Annotated in this window: 15 protein-coding genes; 12 read left to right on the plus strand and 3 right to left on the minus strand. The window is 69.6% G+C overall.

The window, feature by feature from the left end; translation table 11 throughout:
• Nucleotides 1–6: 6 nt before the first annotated feature.
• The gene (locus DPR14_RS24710; protein ID WP_158047516.1) at nt 7–684 is read right to left on the minus strand and encodes an HAD-IB family hydrolase; all 678 of its coding nucleotides are present in this window, start codon (nt 682–684) and stop codon (nt 7–9) included.
• A 234-nt stretch (nt 685–918) separates the two neighbouring features.
• On the opposite strand from DPR14_RS24710, the gene DPR14_RS24715 reads away from it, so the two are divergent.
• A complete protein-coding gene (locus DPR14_RS24715) occupies nt 919–1389 on the plus strand; it encodes a response regulator (protein ID WP_158047517.1) in 471 nt (156 codons plus the stop codon).
• Between the two features lie 5 nt (nt 1390–1394).
• Here DPR14_RS24715 and DPR14_RS24720 read toward each other — a convergent pair whose 3' ends face one another.
• Entirely contained in the window at nt 1395–2375 is a 981-nt protein-coding gene (locus tag DPR14_RS24720; RefSeq protein ID WP_192499149.1) for a YihY/virulence factor BrkB family protein, read from the minus strand.
• Nucleotides 2376–2672: 297 nt separating this feature from the next.
• Between DPR14_RS24720 and DPR14_RS24725 the strand changes: the two genes are divergently transcribed.
• The 4 genes from DPR14_RS24725 to DPR14_RS24735 all read left to right on the plus strand — a co-directional run bounded on the left by DPR14_RS24725 (nt 2673) and on the right by DPR14_RS24735 (nt 5600).
• Entirely contained in the window at nt 2673–3563 is an 891-nt protein-coding gene (locus tag DPR14_RS24725; protein ID WP_158047519.1) for a tellurite resistance TerB family protein, read from the plus strand.
• A 65-nt stretch (nt 3564–3628) separates the two neighbouring features.
• Nucleotides 3629–3763, plus strand: a complete 135-nt coding sequence (locus tag DPR14_RS28790; RefSeq protein WP_281352657.1) for a hypothetical protein — start codon at nt 3629–3631, stop codon at nt 3761–3763.
• A 226-nt stretch (nt 3764–3989) separates the two neighbouring features.
• Nucleotides 3990–4535 carry a DUF4142 domain-containing protein gene (locus tag DPR14_RS24730; RefSeq protein ID WP_158047520.1) on the plus strand — a complete coding sequence of 182 codons (546 nt, stop codon included), beginning with the start codon at nt 3990–3992 and terminating at the stop codon, nt 4533–4535.
• Nucleotides 4536–4640: 105 nt separating this feature from the next.
• On the plus strand, nt 4641–5600 hold the full coding sequence (locus DPR14_RS24735) for a nucleoside hydrolase (RefSeq protein WP_158047521.1): 960 nt from the start codon (nt 4641–4643) through the stop codon (nt 5598–5600).
• Nucleotides 5601–5609: 9 nt separating this feature from the next.
• Here DPR14_RS24735 and DPR14_RS24740 read toward each other — a convergent pair whose 3' ends face one another.
• Nucleotides 5610–6458, minus strand: coding sequence for an ABC transporter permease (locus DPR14_RS24740; RefSeq protein WP_158047522.1), 849 nt, complete (start codon nt 6456–6458; stop codon nt 5610–5612).
• A 217-nt stretch (nt 6459–6675) separates the two neighbouring features.
• Here DPR14_RS24740 and DPR14_RS24745 point away from each other — a divergent pair, with 217 nt between their 5' ends.
• The 7 genes from DPR14_RS24745 to DPR14_RS24780 all read left to right on the plus strand — a co-directional run bounded on the left by DPR14_RS24745 (nt 6676) and on the right by DPR14_RS24780 (nt 19325).
• On the plus strand, nt 6676–9720 hold the full coding sequence (locus DPR14_RS24745) for a virulence factor SrfB (RefSeq protein WP_158047523.1): 3045 nt from the start codon (nt 6676–6678) through the stop codon (nt 9718–9720).
• Between the two features lie 25 nt (nt 9721–9745).
• On the plus strand, nt 9746–12454 hold the full coding sequence (locus tag DPR14_RS24750) for a virulence factor SrfC family protein (protein WP_158047524.1): 2709 nt from the start codon (nt 9746–9748) through the stop codon (nt 12452–12454).
• A 22-nt stretch (nt 12455–12476) separates the two neighbouring features.
• Nucleotides 12477–13544, plus strand: a complete 1068-nt coding sequence (locus tag DPR14_RS28515) for a tetratricopeptide repeat protein (protein ID WP_192499150.1) — start codon at nt 12477–12479, stop codon at nt 13542–13544.
• 263 nt (nt 13545–13807) lie between these two features.
• Nucleotides 13808–15766, plus strand: coding sequence for a vWA domain-containing protein (locus tag DPR14_RS24765; RefSeq protein WP_192499151.1), 1959 nt, complete (start codon nt 13808–13810; stop codon nt 15764–15766).
• A complete protein-coding gene (locus DPR14_RS24770) occupies nt 15763–16485 on the plus strand; it encodes an ABC transporter ATP-binding protein (RefSeq protein ID WP_211103867.1) in 723 nt (240 codons plus the stop codon). The genes DPR14_RS24765 and DPR14_RS24770 overlap by 4 nt, the downstream gene beginning before the upstream one ends.
• The gene (locus DPR14_RS24775; RefSeq protein ID WP_158047528.1) at nt 16482–17732 is read left to right on the plus strand and encodes an FtsX-like permease family protein; all 1251 of its coding nucleotides are present in this window, start codon (nt 16482–16484) and stop codon (nt 17730–17732) included. Before DPR14_RS24770 ends, DPR14_RS24775 begins: the two co-directional genes overlap by 4 nt.
• Before the next feature lie 3 nt (nt 17733–17735).
• Nucleotides 17736–19325, plus strand: coding sequence for a formylglycine-generating enzyme family protein (locus DPR14_RS24780; protein WP_158047529.1), 1590 nt, complete (start codon nt 17736–17738; stop codon nt 19323–19325).
• Nucleotides 19326–19444: the final 119 nt, after the last annotated feature.

The following is a 19444-nucleotide window of genomic DNA, read 5'->3' on the forward strand; positions in this document are numbered from 1 at the left end:
TCAGCGTCAGACGATGACCTTGTTGCGGAGCAGCGCCAGCATCGGCACGTCGCTCGGCCGGTTGCCGTATCCCCAGGTCTCGCCGAACGGGCCGTGGTGGTGCAGGTAGGCGGAAACCCGCTGGGCCTTCATCGCACGCACGCAGTTGCCGCCCTTCATGTGGCCGGTCAGGACGCCGTCGATCTCCTCCAGCCCGGTCGCCAGAAGATCGTCGATCCCGAGCCCGCGCAGCAGCACCGGCATGTAGAGGTCGAGCGCGCCGGTCGCCACGACGATGCGGCGTCCGGCATCCTGATGGGCCTTCAGGGCGTCCAGGACAGGCCGGTTCCAGCGTGTCCAGCCGGCCAGCCGTTCGGCCGCCGCCGCCGCCTCCGCCACCGGGACGCCGGCCAGCGTCTGGCGCAGCAGGATCGCCTTGGTCGAAGTCCGGATATCGTCGCCGAGCTGGCGCCTCGTCGCGTGGAGCTGGATCGCCCCGTGCACCGCCCGGGCCAGCGACAGCCGCGCCCGGCGGGAGCCCACGATCTGCGACAGGAACGGCAGCAGGCTGTCGCCGCGGACCAACGTTCCGTCGAAATCGAAGAAGGCGATCCCCTGCCGATCGCCAAGGACCCCGTTTCCGGACCCGGTCGGTTCAAGCGCCGGGGATGGGTGCGGCGACGGAAGGGTTTTGCCGGTACTCACGGTGCGAGGGCTCGGTAGGGGCGATCGGGCGATCAAATACCCCAGTCTCCCCGGCGGCTCAACCCCGCAGATCGGCCCGGAATCGCCGATCGCCCCGGATCACGCCGCAGTCTGAAGTTGCCGGTGATCGGTTGGGAATGCGACTTTCGCCAAGCTCGGCTGTTGGAACGTCGACCGGCGCAGCAGTACGGCGATCAGCTCAACCGGGAGCCGGGGAATGGAGAGCCTTGAATCATGCGTATTCTCATCGTCGAGGACGAAGCGATCATCGCCCTTTGCATCGGAATGACGCTGCAAGAGGCCGGACACGAGGTCATGGGACCGGTGGCGACGCTGGACGAGTGCATGAAGCTCGCGGAGCAGACCATGCCGGAGCTGGCTCTGGTGGACATCAATCTGGAAGCGGCGGGGAGCGGCGTCGACGTGGCACGCGAGTTGCTGGAGCGCTGGGGCGTGATGTCGATCTTCGTGAGCGCCCAGGAAGTCGTCGCCAGGCGCAGCCGGGACGCGGCGGTCGGCTATCTGAACAAGCCGTTCGACACCCGGACGCTGCTGGCAAGCGTCGAGGTCGCGGAGATTCTCCAGCAGGGCTCCACGCCGACCAGGGTGCCGAACGGGCTGGAGCTTTTCGTCGAGACGGAGGGCGAGCAACCCCGGGAGCCCTGGCAGGCCGCCCTGGAGCGGGCGAAGGTTCCACAGCCGTAACAGGGTCAGGACGGCCCCTCCCCCTGAGCCCGGGGTTCCGGCTCCGGGGCCGCGGCGGTGTCGAGCGTCGTCCAGCGCTCGGTTTCGGCATTGAGGACGGCGCCGAGCAGCACCGCATAGGCCAGCATGTAAAGCCAGATCATCAGCGTCAGCACCGCGCCGGCCAGTCCGAACGCCGATTCGTAGTGGGCGACCTTGCGGACGTAGAGCGAGAACACCAGCGAGATCAGCATCCACAGGACGGAGGCCACGACGGCGCCCCAGCCGACCCACCGCCATTTCGGGGAGGACCGGCAGGGCGCGGTCCGGTAACAGACCGACAGCGCCGCGACGATGATCGCGCCGACCAGCGGCCATCGGCCGACCGACGCCGCCGTGACCCAGGACGGGGCACTGGCGGGGGCACCGGACGACTGATCGACCAGCCCGCCGATCAGGGCGGGACCGGCGGTCAGGATGCCGATCGACGCCACCACCAGCACCGAGGCGCCGAGCCCGAGCAGCACGGCCAGTCCGTTCAGGACGAAGAAGCCCCGCGTCTCCACCTCGCCATAGGCATGGTTGAGCGCGGCCATCAGCGCCCGCATGCCGAACAGAGCGCTCCACAGCAGCATCAGGACGCTGCCCGCCAGCCCCCAGCCGAACTGGTCACCCGATCCGCGCGCGGTCGCCATCAGATTGCCGAAGATCGCCTTCATCGCCTCGTCCGGCAGGACGAGCTCCAGTTCCTGGATCCAGGCCTGCACGACGGCGCCGCCGCCGAGCAGGCCGTAGCTCAGCACCAGAAGGGCCAGCGTCGGGATCAGCGTATAGAACCCGAAGAAGGCGACGCCGGCGGCGGCGACCCACAGCGCCTTGTCGCCCGAGGTGCGCCACACGCGCTTCAGGATCGCCCACCAGCCGGCACCAGGGATCGCGGCGGGGTGCGCGGCTTCCTGGCCGGTCCCCTCCGGGTTGCGGTTCCGGAGTTCCGGGTTCCTAGACATCGGGTGACATCGGCGTGAAATCGACGGCGGATACATCGGCAGTACGGAAATCCGGGGCAGTAAGGAAATCCGGGGCAGTAAGGAAATCCGGGAAAGTCGATCCATGGCTGTAACCGGCTTTCCTGATCCGGAGACGGCATTCCGGCATCGGCCGGAAACCAATCCGCCGGCCGGATCGTCCGGATCGACTTGGGTGCGGCGCGTGTCGACTATGTTTTGTCATCATGCCTCGGAAATACAGGAATGCTTGGGCGCCGTCGCTGTTGCTGATGCGAGATAACCATCCAGGAGGAAACCATGGCTGATCTTACGGGTATTCTGGGCACGATGCTCGCCACCGGCATGGCCGGCCGAAGCAGTCGCGGCCCGTCCTTCTCGGCATCGCCGTTCGGCACGGGCGGAAGCGGCATGGGCGGAAGCGGCATGGGCGGAAGCGGCATGGGCGGAGGGCTCGGCGGCCTGGGCGGAGGGCTCGGCGGCCTGGGCGGAGCCCTGGGGGGCGGCATGGGAGGCGGCGGCATGCGTTCGGCCGGAATGGGCGGGGGCATGGACATCAAGCACGTGGCCGGCCTGGGCGCCCTGGGATACATGGCCTACAAGGCTTTCCAGGAGCGGCAGGCGAACATGGGCGGCCAGGGCGGCGGGGCATCGCCCGCGGGCGGCTCCTCCGGCGGGCTCGGCGACATGATCGGCGGCATCTTCGGCGGCGGGCAGCGCGGCGGCCAGGGAAGCCAGCCGGGTTCGGGCGGCGGCCTGGGTGACCGGCTGGCCGGAATGTTCGGCCAGCAGCGGCAGGATACCACGCAGCCGGCGGACGATCCGGGCGCCTATCCCGATGTCGCCATGGAGGACGGGCGCGCTCTCCTGCTGATCCGTGCGATGATCGCCGCCGCCAACGCCGATGGCGAGATCAGCGCCGACGAGCGCCAGCGGATCCTCGCGAAGCTCGACGAGGCCGGCGCCGGCCCCGATGAGAAAAGCGTCGTGGAGCGCGAACTGGCGTCCCCCATGTCCATCGACGCCCTGGTCCGCGAGGTCCGCGATCCCGCGACGGCCGAGCAGGTCTACCTGGCCTCGGCCCTGGCGATCGAACCGGACACCCAGGCCGAACGGTCCTACCTGCAATATCTCGCGGCCCGCCTCAACCTGGACCCCCAGCGGGCGGAGCAGTTGCACAAGGTTGCCTGACCCTGCGGAGGGACGCGGCTGAAGCGTCCCTCCCTTTCCACTTTCCTGAAAAGAGCAGGCCCCAGATGCATTTCTCCAAGCTGCTGTGCGGCTTCGCCGCGCTCTGGATGATCGCCGCGTGCAGCGCAGCACCGGAAGCGGACCCCAGTGACGGACCCGAGATCGAGGTTCCGGTTGGCTCCGGCCCTCCGGCGCAGTGACCCGGCGCCCGGAGAGCACCTGCACGAAGGCTATAAGCTGATCGAGATCGCGCGATCAATCCCCGGACGGGTGGTTTGCAATCCTGCCAATCAACCGGTCCGTCGGCCGAATCACCCTTCGGCCAAATCACCCTTCGGATCGCCGCGGCCTCGTCGCGGCAGCTTTTCGACGCCGCGCATCGTCACCCGACCCCATTCCATAAGCAATAAACCTGGAGGACCCACCATGTCCCATATGCGTTCCGGTGCCCTGGCCCTGGCAGTTTTCGTCGTATCCGGCTGCTCCACCCCGTTCGGTCTCTCCAACCTCGGCGGCGAGACGTCATCGCTCAGCGCCGCTGACCGCACCTTCATCTCCCAGGCGGCTTACGGCAGCCTCGCCGAGGTCGAGTTGGGAGAGCTGGCGCAGCAGCAGTCCTCCAGTTCGCAGGTCCGCGAGTTCGGCCAAATGATGGTGACCGAGCATACCCAGATGAACGAGGACCTGATCAAGGTCGCGTCGGCCAAGGGCGTCACGCCGCCCAGCTCGCCCGATCCCGGCCGCGCCGCCGTGGCCGACATGCTGGGCGAGCTGTCGGGACAGGAATTCGACCGTCAATACATCCAGCAGCAGCTCCTCGACCATCAGGTCTCGGAAACCCTGTTCGAGAACCAGGCCGAGAACGGGCAGGACGTCGAGCTGAGGCAGTTCGCCCGGCGCTACGAGCCGATCATCGAGCGGCACGTGCAGATGCTGCGCCGGATGTCCAACCAGCGGATCTCGTCGAACTGACCCGCTTCCGAGACCGGGAGGCGGTTCCCGCCTCCCGCCTCGCGACTTGTGCCGACGGCCCGGTGCGGCTAACTGTCCCCAACCGTGACAGTGAAGAAGCCCACCATGACGCCCTCCCCGAAAACGCCGCGGCCGATCATCATCGATACCGATCCGGGGCAGGATGACGCGGTCGCCATCCTGCTCGCCCTCGCGGCTCCCGAGGAACTCTCCATCCTGGGGATCACCGCGGTCGCCGGCAACGTGCCGCTGCCCCTGACGGAAAAGAACGTCCGGAAGATCTGCGAACTCGCTGGCAAGCCCGACACACCAGTCTATGCCGGTTGCGCGCGGCCCATGGTGCGCCGGGGCGTCACGGCGGAGCACGTCCACGGCAGGACCGGCCTGGACGGACCCGACCTGCCCGAACCGACCATGGCCCTGCGGCCGGGACACGGCGTGGATTTCCTGGTCGAGACCCTGATGGCGGCGCACGACGCCTCGGTCACGCTGTGCATGCTGGGCCCGCTGACCAACCTGGGCATGGCGCTGGTCCGGGAGCCGGAGATCGTCACCAAGATCCGCGAGGTCGTGCTGATGGGCGGCGGCTGGCGGGAGACCGGCAACATCACCCCGGCGGCCGAATTCAACCTCCATGTCGATCCCCACGCCGCGCACAACGTGTTCGCGTCGGGCGTGCCGATCACCATGATGCCGCTGGACGTGACCCACAAGGCGCTGACGACCCGCAAGCGGGTGGAGCGTTTCCGGGACCTGGGCACGCCGGTGGGGACGGCGGTGGCCGACCTGCTGGGCTTCTTCGAACGGTTCGACGAGGGCAAGTACGGGACCGACGGCGCCCCCCTGCACGACCCCTGCGTGATCGCCTGGCTGCTGCGTCCCGACCTGTTCAAGGGCCGCCGCGTCGCCGTGGAGATCGAGACCGGGTCGGAGCGGACCATGGGCATGACCGTGGTCGACTGGTGGGGCGTGACCGGCAAGCAGGCCAACGCCCTGGTGATCGACCAGATCGATGCCGACGGTTTCTTCGACCTGCTGACCGAACGGCTTTCCCGTTTCCGGTGACTTGGAAGGTCAGGTGGCGGCCAGCGCCGAGTCGGCCTGGATCGCCCGGCGCACCGCGGCCTCCTGGCGGGCGGCCTCGCGGCGGCGGGCCAGTTCGTAGGCGAAGGCCCCCAGGATGGTCAGGCCGATCATGATGACCGACAGCGCGTTGACCGCCGGCGTCAGGCCGGTGCGGACCTTCGACGCGATATAGACGGTCAGCGTGGTGTCCAGGCCGCGCACGAAGATGGTGGTGTTGTAGTTCTCGAAGCTTTGCAGGAAGGCGATGAAGGCGGCCGACAGGATCGCCGGCATCAGGTACGGCAGGGTGATCCGCCGGAACGCCTGGAGATGGCTGGCGCCCAGGTCGAGCGCCGCCTCCTCCAGGGTCAGGTCGAAGCGCTGGAGCCGGGCCATGAACAGCAGCATGGCATAGGCCGCGATGAAGCTGGACTGGGCGATCACGGTCAGGAAGATGCCGCCCTTGACGTCAAGCCAGCGGTCCCAGAACACCAGCGTCGAGATCCCGATGATCACGCCGGGAGTCAGCAGCGGCGAGACCATGACGGCATAGAGCACCGTGCGCGCCCGGCTCCGGAGCCGGTACAGCAGCAGGGCCGCCGCCAGCCCGATCGGCACCGCCAGGGCGATCACTCCCAGAGCTATCAGGAAACTTGTCCACAGGGCTGTCCACATGGCCCCGTCGTTCCACAGCACCTTGAACCAGTCCAGCGTGAAGCCCAGCCAAGGCGCCACGGTCGGGAAGCGGCTGGTGTTGAAAGTCGCGGCGGTCATGATGATCAGCGGCAGGAACAGATAGCCGAAGAACACCACGAGATAGAGCGTGACCAGGGCGGAGCGGATGCGGTCGGCGGTCATGAAACGGTCTCCTGCTGCGCTGTCCACATGTTTCCACACCCCGGCTGCCGGCGGCGCCCAGCCATTAACTTTCCGCTAACCACAATAACGGCCAGAACTCCCCCGGCTTTACCAGATGTCGCGCCCGATGCCTATTATATTGCTTCCAGTACCTTGTTAAACCTTGCATAATCGCCACCTGCGATGGCCCACCGAGCGACCCCAGGCGGAGTATAGAATGCCGTTGCCAGAACTTCCGCACTATCCGGATGTCGTCAGTCTCATTCCGAACAGCGGCGTTCAATTCCTCGATTTCGGTTTCAGCCTGATCGACGGCGACGGCAGGAAGAACCCCAAGGCGCCGACTGACTGGGGCTTCTACGATCCCCATCCCGACACCCGGACCGGCGCGCAGGAATTGCCGATCCTGCTGCGGCGCGGCGCCGACGACATCACGCCCGGCCGCGAGGACTACGCGATCGACATCAAGCGGCTGCTCCAGTTCGTCGGGCGGACCTGGCTGCCGATCCCGCTGTTCCGGGAGGAGCCCGGCCGGGCCTTCCACCATGGGCCGGTCAACTGGTCCAGGGCCTACTTGGTGCAGTTGCCCGAGCGGGACAAGGCCGGCAACGAGTACCGCCTGGTGGTGGCATTGGACACCGGACTGATGGACGAATACGCCGACGGCGGCTATCTCGCCCCCTCGTCCGACGACGCGCGGAACGGCCGCCGCTTCTCCCTGCCGGAAAGGACCGACTTCTACAATTTTCTGCTGTGCCAGCCCTGGATCAAGGGATGGCTGAACGAGCTGTTCAAGACCATGGTCGAGCAGGAGGAGAGCCGCCGCGCCAACCGGCGCGAGGTCACCCTGTCGCACGAGGAGCTGGTGGACCGGATGAGCGGGCCGAACGAGCCGCTCGCCCGCTACATGGCTTTCGTCGACCTGCTCTACCGGCTGGATTTCCTGCCCAAGCTGCTGTTCAGCGACACGGTGACCGCGGCCAAACAGGTCTTCGTCGACGTGGACATGGTTCTGGACCTCGGCAATTCCCGCACCTGCGGCCTGCTGGTGGAGGCGGAGCCCGACAGCCGGGGCGCCGACATCAACCGCGCCTTCCGGCTGGAGCTGCGCGACCTGTCCCAGCCGGAGCAGGTCTATGCCGACCCGTTCGACAGCCGGTTCGAGTTCGCGATCGCCCGATTCGGCCTGAACCACCATTCCCACCGCAGCGGCCGGGCCGACGCGTTCTCCTGGTCCACCATCGTCCGGGTCGGTCCCGAAGCGGTCCGCATGGCCGGCTCGCGCCGCGGCAGCGAAGGGCGCACCGGCATGTCGAGTCCGAAGCGCTACCTGTGGGACGAGGAGCCGAGCCAGCAGTCCTGGCGCTTCAACGGCCAGACGCTCGACGACGAGATGGAAGGGTTCGCGGCCCAGGGCGTGTTCGCCGGCTTGGTCAACGACGCGGGCAGGCCGCTGCACCAGGTCAACCCGGGGGAGGACGACCTGCCGACCCTGCTGGCCCGCTACTCGCGGTCCAACCTGGTCAGCTTCGCCCTGGCCGAGATCCTGCTCCAGGCACTGGTGATGATCAACGCGCCGGCCCAGCGGCTGCGCCGGCGCAACGCCGACCTGCCGCGCCGGCTGCGCCGCCTCATCCTGACCATGCCGACCGCCCTGTCGCTCGCCGAGCGCGAACTCCTCCGCGCCCGGGCGGAAGCCGCGCGCGACCTGCTCTATCTCTGCCTCGGCCGGGCCGAGCGGCAGTTCGGCGACGAGCCGGGCAAGCTTCACTGGGTCGAGGGTCTGCCGCCCGAGATCATCCTGAAATGGGACGAGGCGAGCGCCACCCAGGTGGTCTATCTCTACAGCCAGATAGCGCTGGCCTTCTCCGGCGATGCCCGCGCCTTCATCCGGGCGGTCCGGGGCGGCGGCTCCGGCCAGGGAGAGGACGGAAACAGCCTGCGGGTCGCCACGCTGGACATCGGCGGCGGCACCACCGACCTGGTGATCACCTCGCTTCGGTCCGACGGGCAAGGCAGCAACGTCACGATCTTCCCCCGGCAGCTGTTCCGCGAGAGCTTCTCGCTGGCCGGCGACGACATCGTCCAGCTTCTGGCGCGCGAGGTCGCGGTGACCGCGCTGTCCCGCACCGTCCAGCAGTCGATCGGGCGGGAACGCGCGGAGGCGCTGACCCAGGAGCTGTTCGGCGGCAACCGCGGCGACATGTCGGCGGAGGAGCAGTTGCGCCGCCAGCAGTTCGCCATGCAGATCGCCGCCCCGGTCGCGGTGGCCCTTCTTGGCGAGTACGAGGGCTACGACCCGATCAATCCGCCGCCGGTGGAGACCCGGACGATCGGGGACTTCTTCCGGCCCGACTCGCCGCCGCCGCCGGGACTGGTCGAGTCCCTGGAGCGCACCGTCGCCGAGGCGGGCGCCACCGGCTTCCGCCTGATGGAGGTGCCGATCCCGGTCGACCTGGCCGACGTCGACCGGATCGTCCGCAGCCTGACCGGCGACATGGTCCGGGCCCTGGCGGAGGTGGTCTGGCATTACCGGGTGGACGTGATGCTGCTGTCGGGCCGGCCGTCGCGGTTCCCCGCGATCAAGGACTCGATCCTGGAGACGGGGGCGCTCCCGGCCCACCGGGTGATCGCGATGCACGAATTCCGGGTCGGCCAGTGGTACCCGTTCCGGAATCGCGAGGCCCGCATCTCCGACCCCAAGACCACCGCCGCGGTCGGCGGCATGATCTGCCTTCTGGCCGAGGGGCACCTGCACAATTTCAACTTCCGAAGCGACGACCTCTACGCCCGTTCGGTCGCCCGGTTCGTCGGCAAGGTCGAGGCCGGCAACTCCAACAACCGGCTCCAGGCCCAGGACGTCTACCTCTCGGACCTGGACTTCGAGACGATCGAGGATTTGCCGGAAACCAAGTTCGAGTTCCGCGGGCCGCTGCTGCTGGGCGTGCGCCAGTTCCCCAACCAGTGGTGGCCGGCCAGCCTGCTCTACATGATCGACTTCGCCGACGAGGAGGCGCGGACCCGGGTGATGCGCCGGACGCCGCTGCGCGTTCAGCTGAAGCTGGAGAGCACGCGGCGCCCGCGCGGACGGCCGAGCGAGCCTCAGGAGAAGGTGGTCAACGACCGCCTCGCCATCGGCGAGGTCGAGGATTTCGAGGGCGGCGTGCTGAGCGGCCGGCAGCAGCCGTTGCGCATGCGGCTCCAGACGCTGCGCAACCGTGACGGCTACTGGCTTGACACCGGCATCCTGATCGACGTCTGAGATCGGGACGCAGGGGAGCGAAGACATGAACGACCAGCAGATCCGCCTGAAGAACGCCGCGGACCGCATCGCCGCCACCGCCCGCCGGAGCAGGGCCTGGGTGTCCGAGACCCGCGGCGCCTCCGTCTCGGTCGCCAACGAGGCCGACAGCCTGGTCACCGAGGCCCGGCGGGTCGAGAGCGTGGCGCGAAAGCTGTCTCGTGCGGCCGAGCGCCGCATGTGCGTCGGCGTCTACGGCGCCAGCCAGCAGGGCAAGTCCTACCTGGTCTCCGTCCTGGCGCGTCCGCCCGGCAAGGCCGGCCTGCTGGCCCGCTTCGGGGCGGACCGGCTGGACTTCATCACCGAGATCAACCCGTCCGGCGGCAAGGAATCGACCGGGCTGGTCACCCGCTTCACCGTCCATCCGCCCGAAGGCCCGGCGGACCCCGACTTCCCGGTCGATGTCCGGCTCCTGACCGAGACCGACATCGTCAAGATCCTGTCCAACGCTTTCCAAAGCGATTTCGACCAGAACAACCTGAAGATCGAGCGCCCGCGCGGCGAGGCGGTCCGCAAGCTCCTGGCCGCCTGCGGAGATCTGCGAAAAGCCCAGCCGTCCGCCCGCCACCTGGACGAGATCACGCTGTTCGACATCGGCGAGTATTTCGGAAAGAACTTCAGCAACCGCTGGCAGGAGCTTCAGCCCCTGGGCTACTGGGACCGGCTGGTCGAGCTGGCGCCCTTCCTGGACATCGCCGGCCGGGCCAGGCTGTTCAGCGTGCTGTGGGGCGGCATCGACGACCTGACCGAGCTATACAAGACGCTGGTGGCGGCGCTGGACCGGCTGGGCCATGCGGCCGACGCCGTCACCCAGCTGACGGCCCTCCAGCCCCGCAACACCAGCATCATCGACGTGGCGGCTCTTAAAAGGCTGGGACAGCCGTCCGACGCGAAGGACCTGCTGCGCCTGCGCAGCCTGTCCGACGGCCGCCTGGGCGAGCCGGTGGAGCTGCCGCGCGCCGTGGTGACGACCCTGGTGGCCGAGCTGAGGATCACCATCGACGAGCAGCCCTGGCCGATGAACGCCCATACCGACCTGCTCGACTTCCCCGGCGCGCGGTCGCGCTACAAGCTGGCGCAGCTTCCCGAACCGGGCGCCACCGTCGGCGCGGACGAGCAGAGCCGCGAGGGGCTGGTGCTGGAGCTGCTTCTGCGCGGCAAGATCGCCTATCTGTTCCAGCGCTATTCGGAAGAGCGCGAACTGACCGCCATGCTGCTGTGCATGGGCAACAAGCCGAACGAGGTCAAGGATCTAGGCTTCCTGGTGCGGCACTGGATCGAGCTGACCCACGGCACCACGCCGGAACAGCGCGCCCGCGTGACCACCTCCCTGTTCCTCGTCCTGACCATGATCGACCTGGAATTCCAGGCCAAGGCCGGCGAGGACATCGACCAGAAATGGCAGATCCGGCTGCACACCTCGTTGCTGGAGCCGTACAAGTACGACGGCTGGGTGGACAACTTCAACGGCGGGCCGTTCGACAACACCCTGCTGCTGCGCAATCCCAACTTCGACCAGGAGTGGCTGGTCGAGTACCGGACGAAGCCGGGTTCGCCCGAGCCGGAGCGGCCTCTGGTCGAGGAGGCCCTGTCCCGCCGAAACGAGGCGCACCGACGCAAGCTGGAAGACAGCTTCTTCGCCTCCACCCAGGTCCAGCGCCATGTCCGCGACCCGCGCGAGGCATGGGACGCGATCCTGAAGCTGAACGACGGCGGCGTCACCCATATCGTGGACCGGCTGACGGCTGTGTCGGACCCGGCCCTGAAGTCGGCCCAGGTCGAGCAGCGTCTGCGCGAGAGCGTGTCCCAGCTCCAGAACTCCCTGAAGCGATTCTACCACGGAGTGGACGAGGAGGCCCGGCGCGAGAAGGAAGAAGCGCTGAAGGTGCTGCGCAAGGCTTTGGTCGCCGCCTTCCAGCGCCGGAAGTTCCGCACCTTCCCGCGCTTCCTGTCGTACCTGATGGTCGGCGAGCGCGACCTGCGCGAGATCGCGCTCAACGTCGCCGTGATGAAGATCGAGGAGGCGGAGGAAGCGCCGCCCGACGACCTGGACATCTTCGGCAGCCCGGTGGCCGCCGCCGCTCCGGCCAGGACCGCCCGCGACGACCGGCCCGCCCTGTTCGCCCGCGAGCTTCACCGGCACTGGGTCGGCCGGCTGCGCCACCTGCCCCAGGAGGAACAGCTGCTCCAGCATTTCGGGCTGGAGGCGCAGGTGGTCGGCGACCTCGTGGACCAGCTGGTGATCGCGGCCGACCGCGTCGGGATGATCGACAAGGTGGCCGGCGCCATCCGCAGCGAGACCGCGCTCGCCGCCATGCGCTGGGACGAGATCGCCGACCGGCTGGTCACGATAGCGTCCAACGCCTTCAACGTGTTCGTCGCCGAGATGGGGTTCCACGACGTGCCGCTCGCCCAGCGGCCAGGCGTTCCGGAAGGCTCCCCCACGCCCAACCACAGGGTGTTCGAACCGCCGCCGCCCGTGACCGGCGCGCTGCCGGTGCTGGGCGACGAGCCGCTGCTATTGGAACAGCGCTATTTCATCGACTGGGGCGTCGCCTTCCTCCAGGCCGGCCTCGCCAACCTCAGCTACGGCGGCGGGCGGGAGCTGGACGAGGCGCAGAACCGGGCGCTCGGCGACATCCTGTCGAACCTTTCCGTAGACCGCCTGCTCGCGGGTCCGGCCCGTCCGGCATGACCGCGCCCGAGGACCTTGGATAATGGCCACAGAAGTCACCCAGCCGCCGGGCTCGGCCCCGGGCGCCGCCCTGATCTCCGTCAGCGGGCGGCAGGGGCTCGACCCGGACAGCCTCCGGCTCGCAATCGCCCAACCCAACGGACAGAAGTTCCTCCAGCAGTACGGGGCCGGCGATGCCTGGGGATCGACGCGGACCTGGCTGAGGCCCGTCGGGACGGAGCTGGACGGCGCCCTGCTCCGCATCCGGGTGGACGAGCGGCTGACCTGGAACCTCCAGGCCAACGTGACCTATCTATTGGCGCTCAGCGACGCCAACGGCGAGGCGCCGGGCGAGGAGCGGCTTCGCTGGAAAGCCATCCGCCTGCCCTCGGAGGCCCCGCCCAGGGTGGCGGAACCCGAGCCGGAGCCGGAGCCGGAGCCGGTGGTGACGGCACCTGAGCCCGATCCCGAACCGGAATTCAAGGCCCCGGAACGGCAACCGGAACCCGAACCGCAACGATCCCGCTGGCTGGTGCCGGCGCTCGCGGCGGCCGTCGCCCTGGTCCTGGTCGGCGGCGGCGCCTGGTGGTTCCTGAACCGGGAAGAACCGGCGCCCCCGGTCGCGGAAATCCCCGCCCCGGCGCCCGAAGCGTCTCCCAATCCCGCCGCACCGCTGACCACGGCGACGGCAACGGCGTTCCTGCGCACCAGCCCCGACCCGGCGGGTGCCCTGACGGAGGCGAAGCGCTACATGCAGGAAGGCTCCCGCGACGCGGTCCAGGGCGCTCTCCTGCTGTTCCGTCGCGCGGCCGACGGCGGCCAGCCCGAGGCGGCCACCGCGATCGGCGCCATGTACGACCCGGAGACCTTCTCCCCCGAGCGTAGCGCCGTGCCGTCGCCGGATGCCGAGAAGGCCCAGCTCTGGTACGAGAAGGCCGCCGATGCCAACGACGCCGAGGGATTATACCGCCTCGGCCGCCTGTTCATCAGCGGGCGCGTCGAGGGACCGGGGATTTCTCCGGAAGCCGGCGTCAGGACCCTCCAGCGCGCCGCCCAGCTCGGCCACGCCGAGGCCAAGGCGGAACTGGAAAAACTCGGGCAGCCGCAATGAGCAACGACCATCCTCCTTCTGCCGGAACTTCGGGCGCCGCAATGGGCCATCGACGCCCCTCTTCATCATGGCCGGACTTGATCCGGCCATCCACGCGCAAACGTCGCCACGTCGGTTTGCGCGTGGATGCGCGGGTCGAGCCCGCGCACGACGAAAAGGAAATCGCTTGCCGCCATAAGACCTTCTTTGGCGCTCCCGCGAAGGAGGAAGCGCCCCCCGGAAAACGGCGGTCGGCCCTCGGCTGGCTCGCCGCGTCGGTGCTGATGCTCCTCCTCGCCTCGCCCGCCGCGCTCGCCTGCTCGCCGGCGCCGCTGCTCCAGCCGGGCAAGACCCAGCTTCAGGAACGGGTGCTGACGCGGCCCGGCGGCAAGCTGACGCCCGACGGCGGGGCGGCGAAGGCGGTGCCGGGCTTCAGCGTCCTCTATGTCTACGAACGCAGCCCCGACGGTGCGCGCGTCCGCGTCGGCGCCAGCGCGGACTGCAAGCCCCAGGGCTGGATGCCGTCCGAGGCGGTGGTGCCCTGGCGGCACACGCTGGTGGCCGCCTTCGCCAACCGCACCGGGCGCGACCGCGTTCTGTTCTTCGGCGCGGAGGACGGGCTGCGCGGCCTCGTCGGAAGCCGCGACGCCGGCGCCCAGGCCGCCAAGCTGGCCGAAGCCGCCAAGGCCGCCGGCCCCGGCAAGGGTGCGGCCGGCCCGCTGGTCTCGATCGAGCCGGAAACCGCCGTCGATATCAACAAGCAGTTCTACCTGCTGCCGATCCTGGAGGCCAAGACCCAGCGCTTCCCGACGGGCCGCCCGGTCCGCATGGTCAAGGTCGCGGCGGTGACCTCGCGCGACCAGGGAGCCCCGGCCCCGGCTTCCGCGGTATCCGCGACCCCGGCACCGCCCCAGGCCCCTGCGGTCCGGCAGAATTTCCGAACCGCCATCGTCTTCGTGATCGACGCCTCCAGCTCGATGCAGCCTTACATCGACCGGACCCGCGAGGCGATCAAGCGGATCTATGACGGCATCAAGTCGGCCCAGTTGCAGGAACAGGTCCGCTTCGGGCTGATCGGCTACCGCGACGATCCCAAGGCGGTCCCCGGCCTCGAATACCTGACCAAGGTGTTCGTCGACCCCAACAAGGTCGACACGCGGGAGGAATTCGACGAGGCGGCCGCCGGCCTGGCCGCCTCCAAGGTCTCGACCCGCGCCTTCGCCGAGGACGGCTATGCCGGGGTGGACTCCGCGATCAACGCGATCGACTGGACCCCGTTCGGCGGGCGGTTCGTCGTGCTGATCACCGACGCCAGTTCGCGGGACCCCGGCAGCGGGCTGTCCGCCACCGGGCTGGACGCCAAGACGCTGTCCATAGCCCTGCTCGAGAAGAAGATCGCGACCATGGCGCTCCACCTGTTGACCGAGGAGGGCAGGAAGGACCATGCCAAGGGTGCGGCCCAGTACCGCGAGCTGACCACATATCCCGGGCGGAAGCCCCTCTATTACCCGGTGGAGGCCGGCGACGTGGGACAGTTCGGCATCCGGGTCGACACGCTGACCGACAGCCTCGTCACGCTGGTCCAGGCGGCCGAGGCCGGCGACGGCCTTGACACGCCGCCTCCCCCGCCGCCGAAAGCGGCGCCGGGCGAGCCGGCCCCCGGTCCACGGGGCGATCCCCTGGCCGAGGACATCGCGGCGATCGGGCACGCCATGCGGCTGGCCTACCTGGGCAGCGTGCAGGGCACCGCGGCCCCCCCGATGTTCGAGGCCTGGGCGGCCGACCGCGACTTCGCCAACGACACGGTGGCGAGCCTCGACGTGCGGGTCCTGCTGTCCAAGTCGCAGCTGTCCGACCTGCAGGCGACCGTGGGCGCCCTGGCCGACGCCTATTCCAAGGGCCAGGTCGATCCCAGCGACCTTTTCAACCAACTCCGCAGCGCCGCCGCGACCCTGAGCCGCGACCCGGCCAAGGTCGGCACCTCGGACAACCGGGCGCTCAACCAGGCCCTGCTGGGCGAGTATCTGGACGGGCTGCCCTATACCAGCCGCGTGATGGCGATCGACCAGGACGCCTGGCTCGGCATGAACCCCGGCGAGCAGCAGGCCCTGATCGACGACCTGCAGGTCAAGGCGCGGCTATACCGCCGTTTTCATGACGACGTGAGCAACTGGGTCAAGCTGGCCGAGGGCGCCTCGCCGGAAGACGCGGTCTATCCCGTCCCGCTGACGGCGCTGCCGTGACCGGGGCGCCGCTGCTTCGTCTGCAAGGTGTCGAGCGTACCCACCGGGCCGCCGACGGCGGCTTCGCGCTGTCCGTGCCACGGCTGGACGTGGCGGCGGGCGAGCGGGTGGTGGTCCTGGGGCCGAGCGGGTCGGGCAAGAGCACGCTGCTCGACCTGCTGGCCTTCCTCGCGGCGCCGGACCGGGCGGAAATCTTCCTGTTCAACCCGGACGGGAAGAACCATGACATTGCCGCGCTGTGGCGCCGGGGTGGCCGCGCGGCGCTGACCCGGCTGCGCGCCGCCCATATGGGCTATGTGCTCCAGACCGGCGGCCTGCTGCCCTACCTGACGGTGCGCGAGAACCTGCTCCTGGCCCGCCGACTGCTTGGGCTGGACGTGCCCGGCCCGGCAGACCGGCTGGCCGAGGCGGTCGGAGTCGGCGACCTGCTCGGCCGCCGGCCGGCGCAGCTCTCGATCGGCCAGCGCCAGCGCGTCGCCGTGATCCGGGCGCTGGCCCACATGCCGCAGATGATCCTGGCGGACGAACCGACGGCGGCGCTCGACGCCGGGCTGGGAGAACGGGTGATCGACACGCTGGTGGCGGTCAGCGGCGCCGTGGGTGCCGCGCTGGTGCTGGTCACCCATGACGAGGAACTGGCCCGCCGCGCCCGGGGCCGGATCGTCCGCTGCCGGCCCATGCTCGACGCCGACGCGCCCGGCAGCGTGGTGGCCGCATGATCGTCTCCGGCCTGTTCGCAAGGTCGGGCCAGATGTTCCGGCTGGTCGTCGCCGACCTGCGCCGGGACTGGGCCATGGCGGTGTGCCAGGTCTTCGCGCTGGCCGCCGTGCTGACGCCGCTGCTGGTCCTGTTCGGCCTTCAGCAGGGCGTGCTCGGCCAGATGCTGCGCGACCTCCAGGCCAACCCGGCGATGCGCGAGATCGTTCCCCGGGTGACCGGCACCAACCGGTTCGACGCGGCCTGGCTGGACGCCGCCCGGCGCCGGGCCGACGTGGCCTTCGCGGTCGGCGACGCGCGCACGCTGGCGGCGGAGGTCGAGATGGTGCCCCTCGCCCGGCCACAGGCCGAAGCCGTGCTGGGCGTGCTGGTTCCGACGGGACCGGGCGACCCGCTGGCGGCGACGGCGGGGGAGCCCTGGGCCTCGGGGCTGGACAGGGTCGTGCTGTCGTTCGGCGCCGCCCGCGCGCTGGGTGCCGCCGCCGGCGAGCGGATCCAGCTCCTGGTGCCGCGCCGGCGCGACGGCACGGACGAGACCCAGGCCCACGCGGTCACCGTGGCGTCCATCCTGCCGCCCGACCGCATGGCCGAGACAAGGCGGGCGATCCTGGTGGACGACAGGCTGGTCCTGCACGTGCAGCGCTACCGCGACGGCTTCGCGGTGCCCGAACTGGGCTGGCCGGGAGCAGCCGCCGAAACCGGACCCCAGCGCTTCGAACGCTTCCGGCTCTACGCCCGGACCATCGACGACGTGGCGCCGCTGACCGCCTGGCTGCGCTCAGGCGGCGTGGAGCCGGTCAGCCGGCTCGACGAGATAGCGCCCATCCAGGCGCTCAATGCCAACCTGAGCCTGATCCTGGCCGTCATCAGCGCCTTCGCCGCGGCCGGCTCGATCGTGGCCCTGGCCGCGACCCAGTGGAGCGGGGTCGAGCGCAAGCGGCGCGAGCTGGCCCTGCTTACCCTGATCGGATACGGCCGGGGCTGGCTGATCAGTCTGCCCCTCGCCCAGGCGCTGCTGCTCGCGGCGCTCGGATCGGCCCTGGCGGTCGGCCTGTTCGCGGCGGCCGCCGGGGTGATCAACGCCCGTTTCCCGGCGATCGGATCGGTCGCGTCCGGCGCCTGCCGGCTGAACCCCGACCAGCTGCTGCTGGCCGCCGCGATCACCTGCGTGCTCGCCATGGGGGCCGCCCTGCTGGCGGCGGCCCGCGTGACCCGGATCGAGCCGGCCGCCGCCCTGCGGGATACCTGAGCCATGACGATGCCGAGATCCATTCCCTTCCGTTTCGCAGCCCTCCTCCTGGCGTCCTTGCTCTGGCCGGCCGCGGCGGGTGCCGCCGCGACGCCTTGGCCGGAAGACCTCTACAACCCGGCGCCCGCGGCGGGCGATCTCGTCCTGCCGATGCCGTGCGGCGGCGCCATGGCGTTCCGGCCCGTGGTGGTCCCGGCCAAGGACCTGCTGGACGACCGCCGCATCGCGGTCGGCGGGACGGAGGAGAGTGTCGGCTACAAGGAGAACCAGCGGGCCGACTTCATCGCCGGCGGCTTCAGCGATCCCAAGGAGAAGGGCAAGCGCACCTATTACATCGGCAAGTACGAGGTCTCCCGGCTTCAGCTCGCCTCGGTGGGCGCCGAGTGCCCCACGCCCGACGACGACTCGCGCCTGCCCGCCGTCTCGCTGACCTGGCGGGAGGCGTCCGATTTCGCCGACGCCTATACGGTATGGCTGCTGGCCAACGCCAGGAAGGACCTGCCGAAGGAGGCCGGGCAGGCGGGATTCGTCCGGCTGCCGACCGAGGCGGAGTGGGAATATGCCGCCCGGGGCGGTGCCCTGGTCTCCGAAGCCGACTTCGCGGCCCCGCTGTTCCCCATGGCCGAACCGCTCTCGGCCTATGCCTATTACGGCGGCGCGGAATCGTCCAACAACGAGCTGCAATGGATCGGGCTGCTTCAGCCCAACCCGCTCGGCCTGCACGACGTGCTGGGCAACGCGTCGGAGCTGACGGCGGAGCTGTTCCGGCTGAACCGCCTGTCCCGCCTGCACGGGCAGGCCGGCGGCTACGTGGTGCGCGGCGGCGACTACCTGACCGGCGGGTCGTTGATCCGCAGTGCCGCGCGCGACGAGTTTCCGCCCTATGACGACCGCGGCCCGCGCCGGCAGAAGACCGTCGGCTTCCGCGTCGTGTTCGTGCCGCCGGTCCTGCCCTCGCCCGAACGGGTGCGCGAGGTCCAGGCGGTCTGGGGCAAGCTGCCCGAATCGGGGGGAAGCACGCTTTCCGAGCCGGTGCAGGACGACCCCCTGAAGGAGATCGAGACGCTCGCCGGCGCCGTCCAGGATCCGCAGGTCCGCCAGCGGCTCAAGGGCCTGGGCGCCGTCGTCGCCGCCAACATCAAGACCCGCAACGACCAGCGCGACCGCGCTGCGCGCGCCAGCCTGAACCTCGCGACCTGGCTTGCCGGCAACCTGCGGGTGGACACCCGCAAGATTCTCGGCCTGGAGGAGACCGCGGCGCTCGGCAACGAGGTGGTGAGGGCCCGCATTCCCAACGACATCGCCGCGTTGCGCGGCACCATCGGCTATTATCGGGACACCCTCCGATACCTGCTGAACGATTATCCGAGGACCGTCCGCGAGGAGCAGGCCCGCGTGCTGCGCCAGGAATTGGAGGCGCGGCAGGCGACCGGGCAGGCCGTCCTGGTGGAGGCGGTCACGCGGGACAGCGAGCGCTACCAGCGCGACGGCGACCTGCCGGCCGACCAGGTCGAACTCCAGCTCCGGCGGGAGCTTTGCGCCGGCGAGGTCAGCAAGGCGTTCCCCAGCGCCTGCCGGCCGTTCCGCCGGTGAAGCCGGAGATTTTGCGATGGACCGCCACGCGATGCACAATGCTGCGACGAAAATGCAGTCAGGTCCGCGTCCGCCCGCAATGGAAAGGACATGGTCATACTACCATGATAGGTTCCTGC

The organism is Skermanella pratensis (assembly GCF_008843145.1).
GTDB lineage: Bacteria > Pseudomonadota > Alphaproteobacteria > Azospirillales > Azospirillaceae > Skermanella > Skermanella pratensis.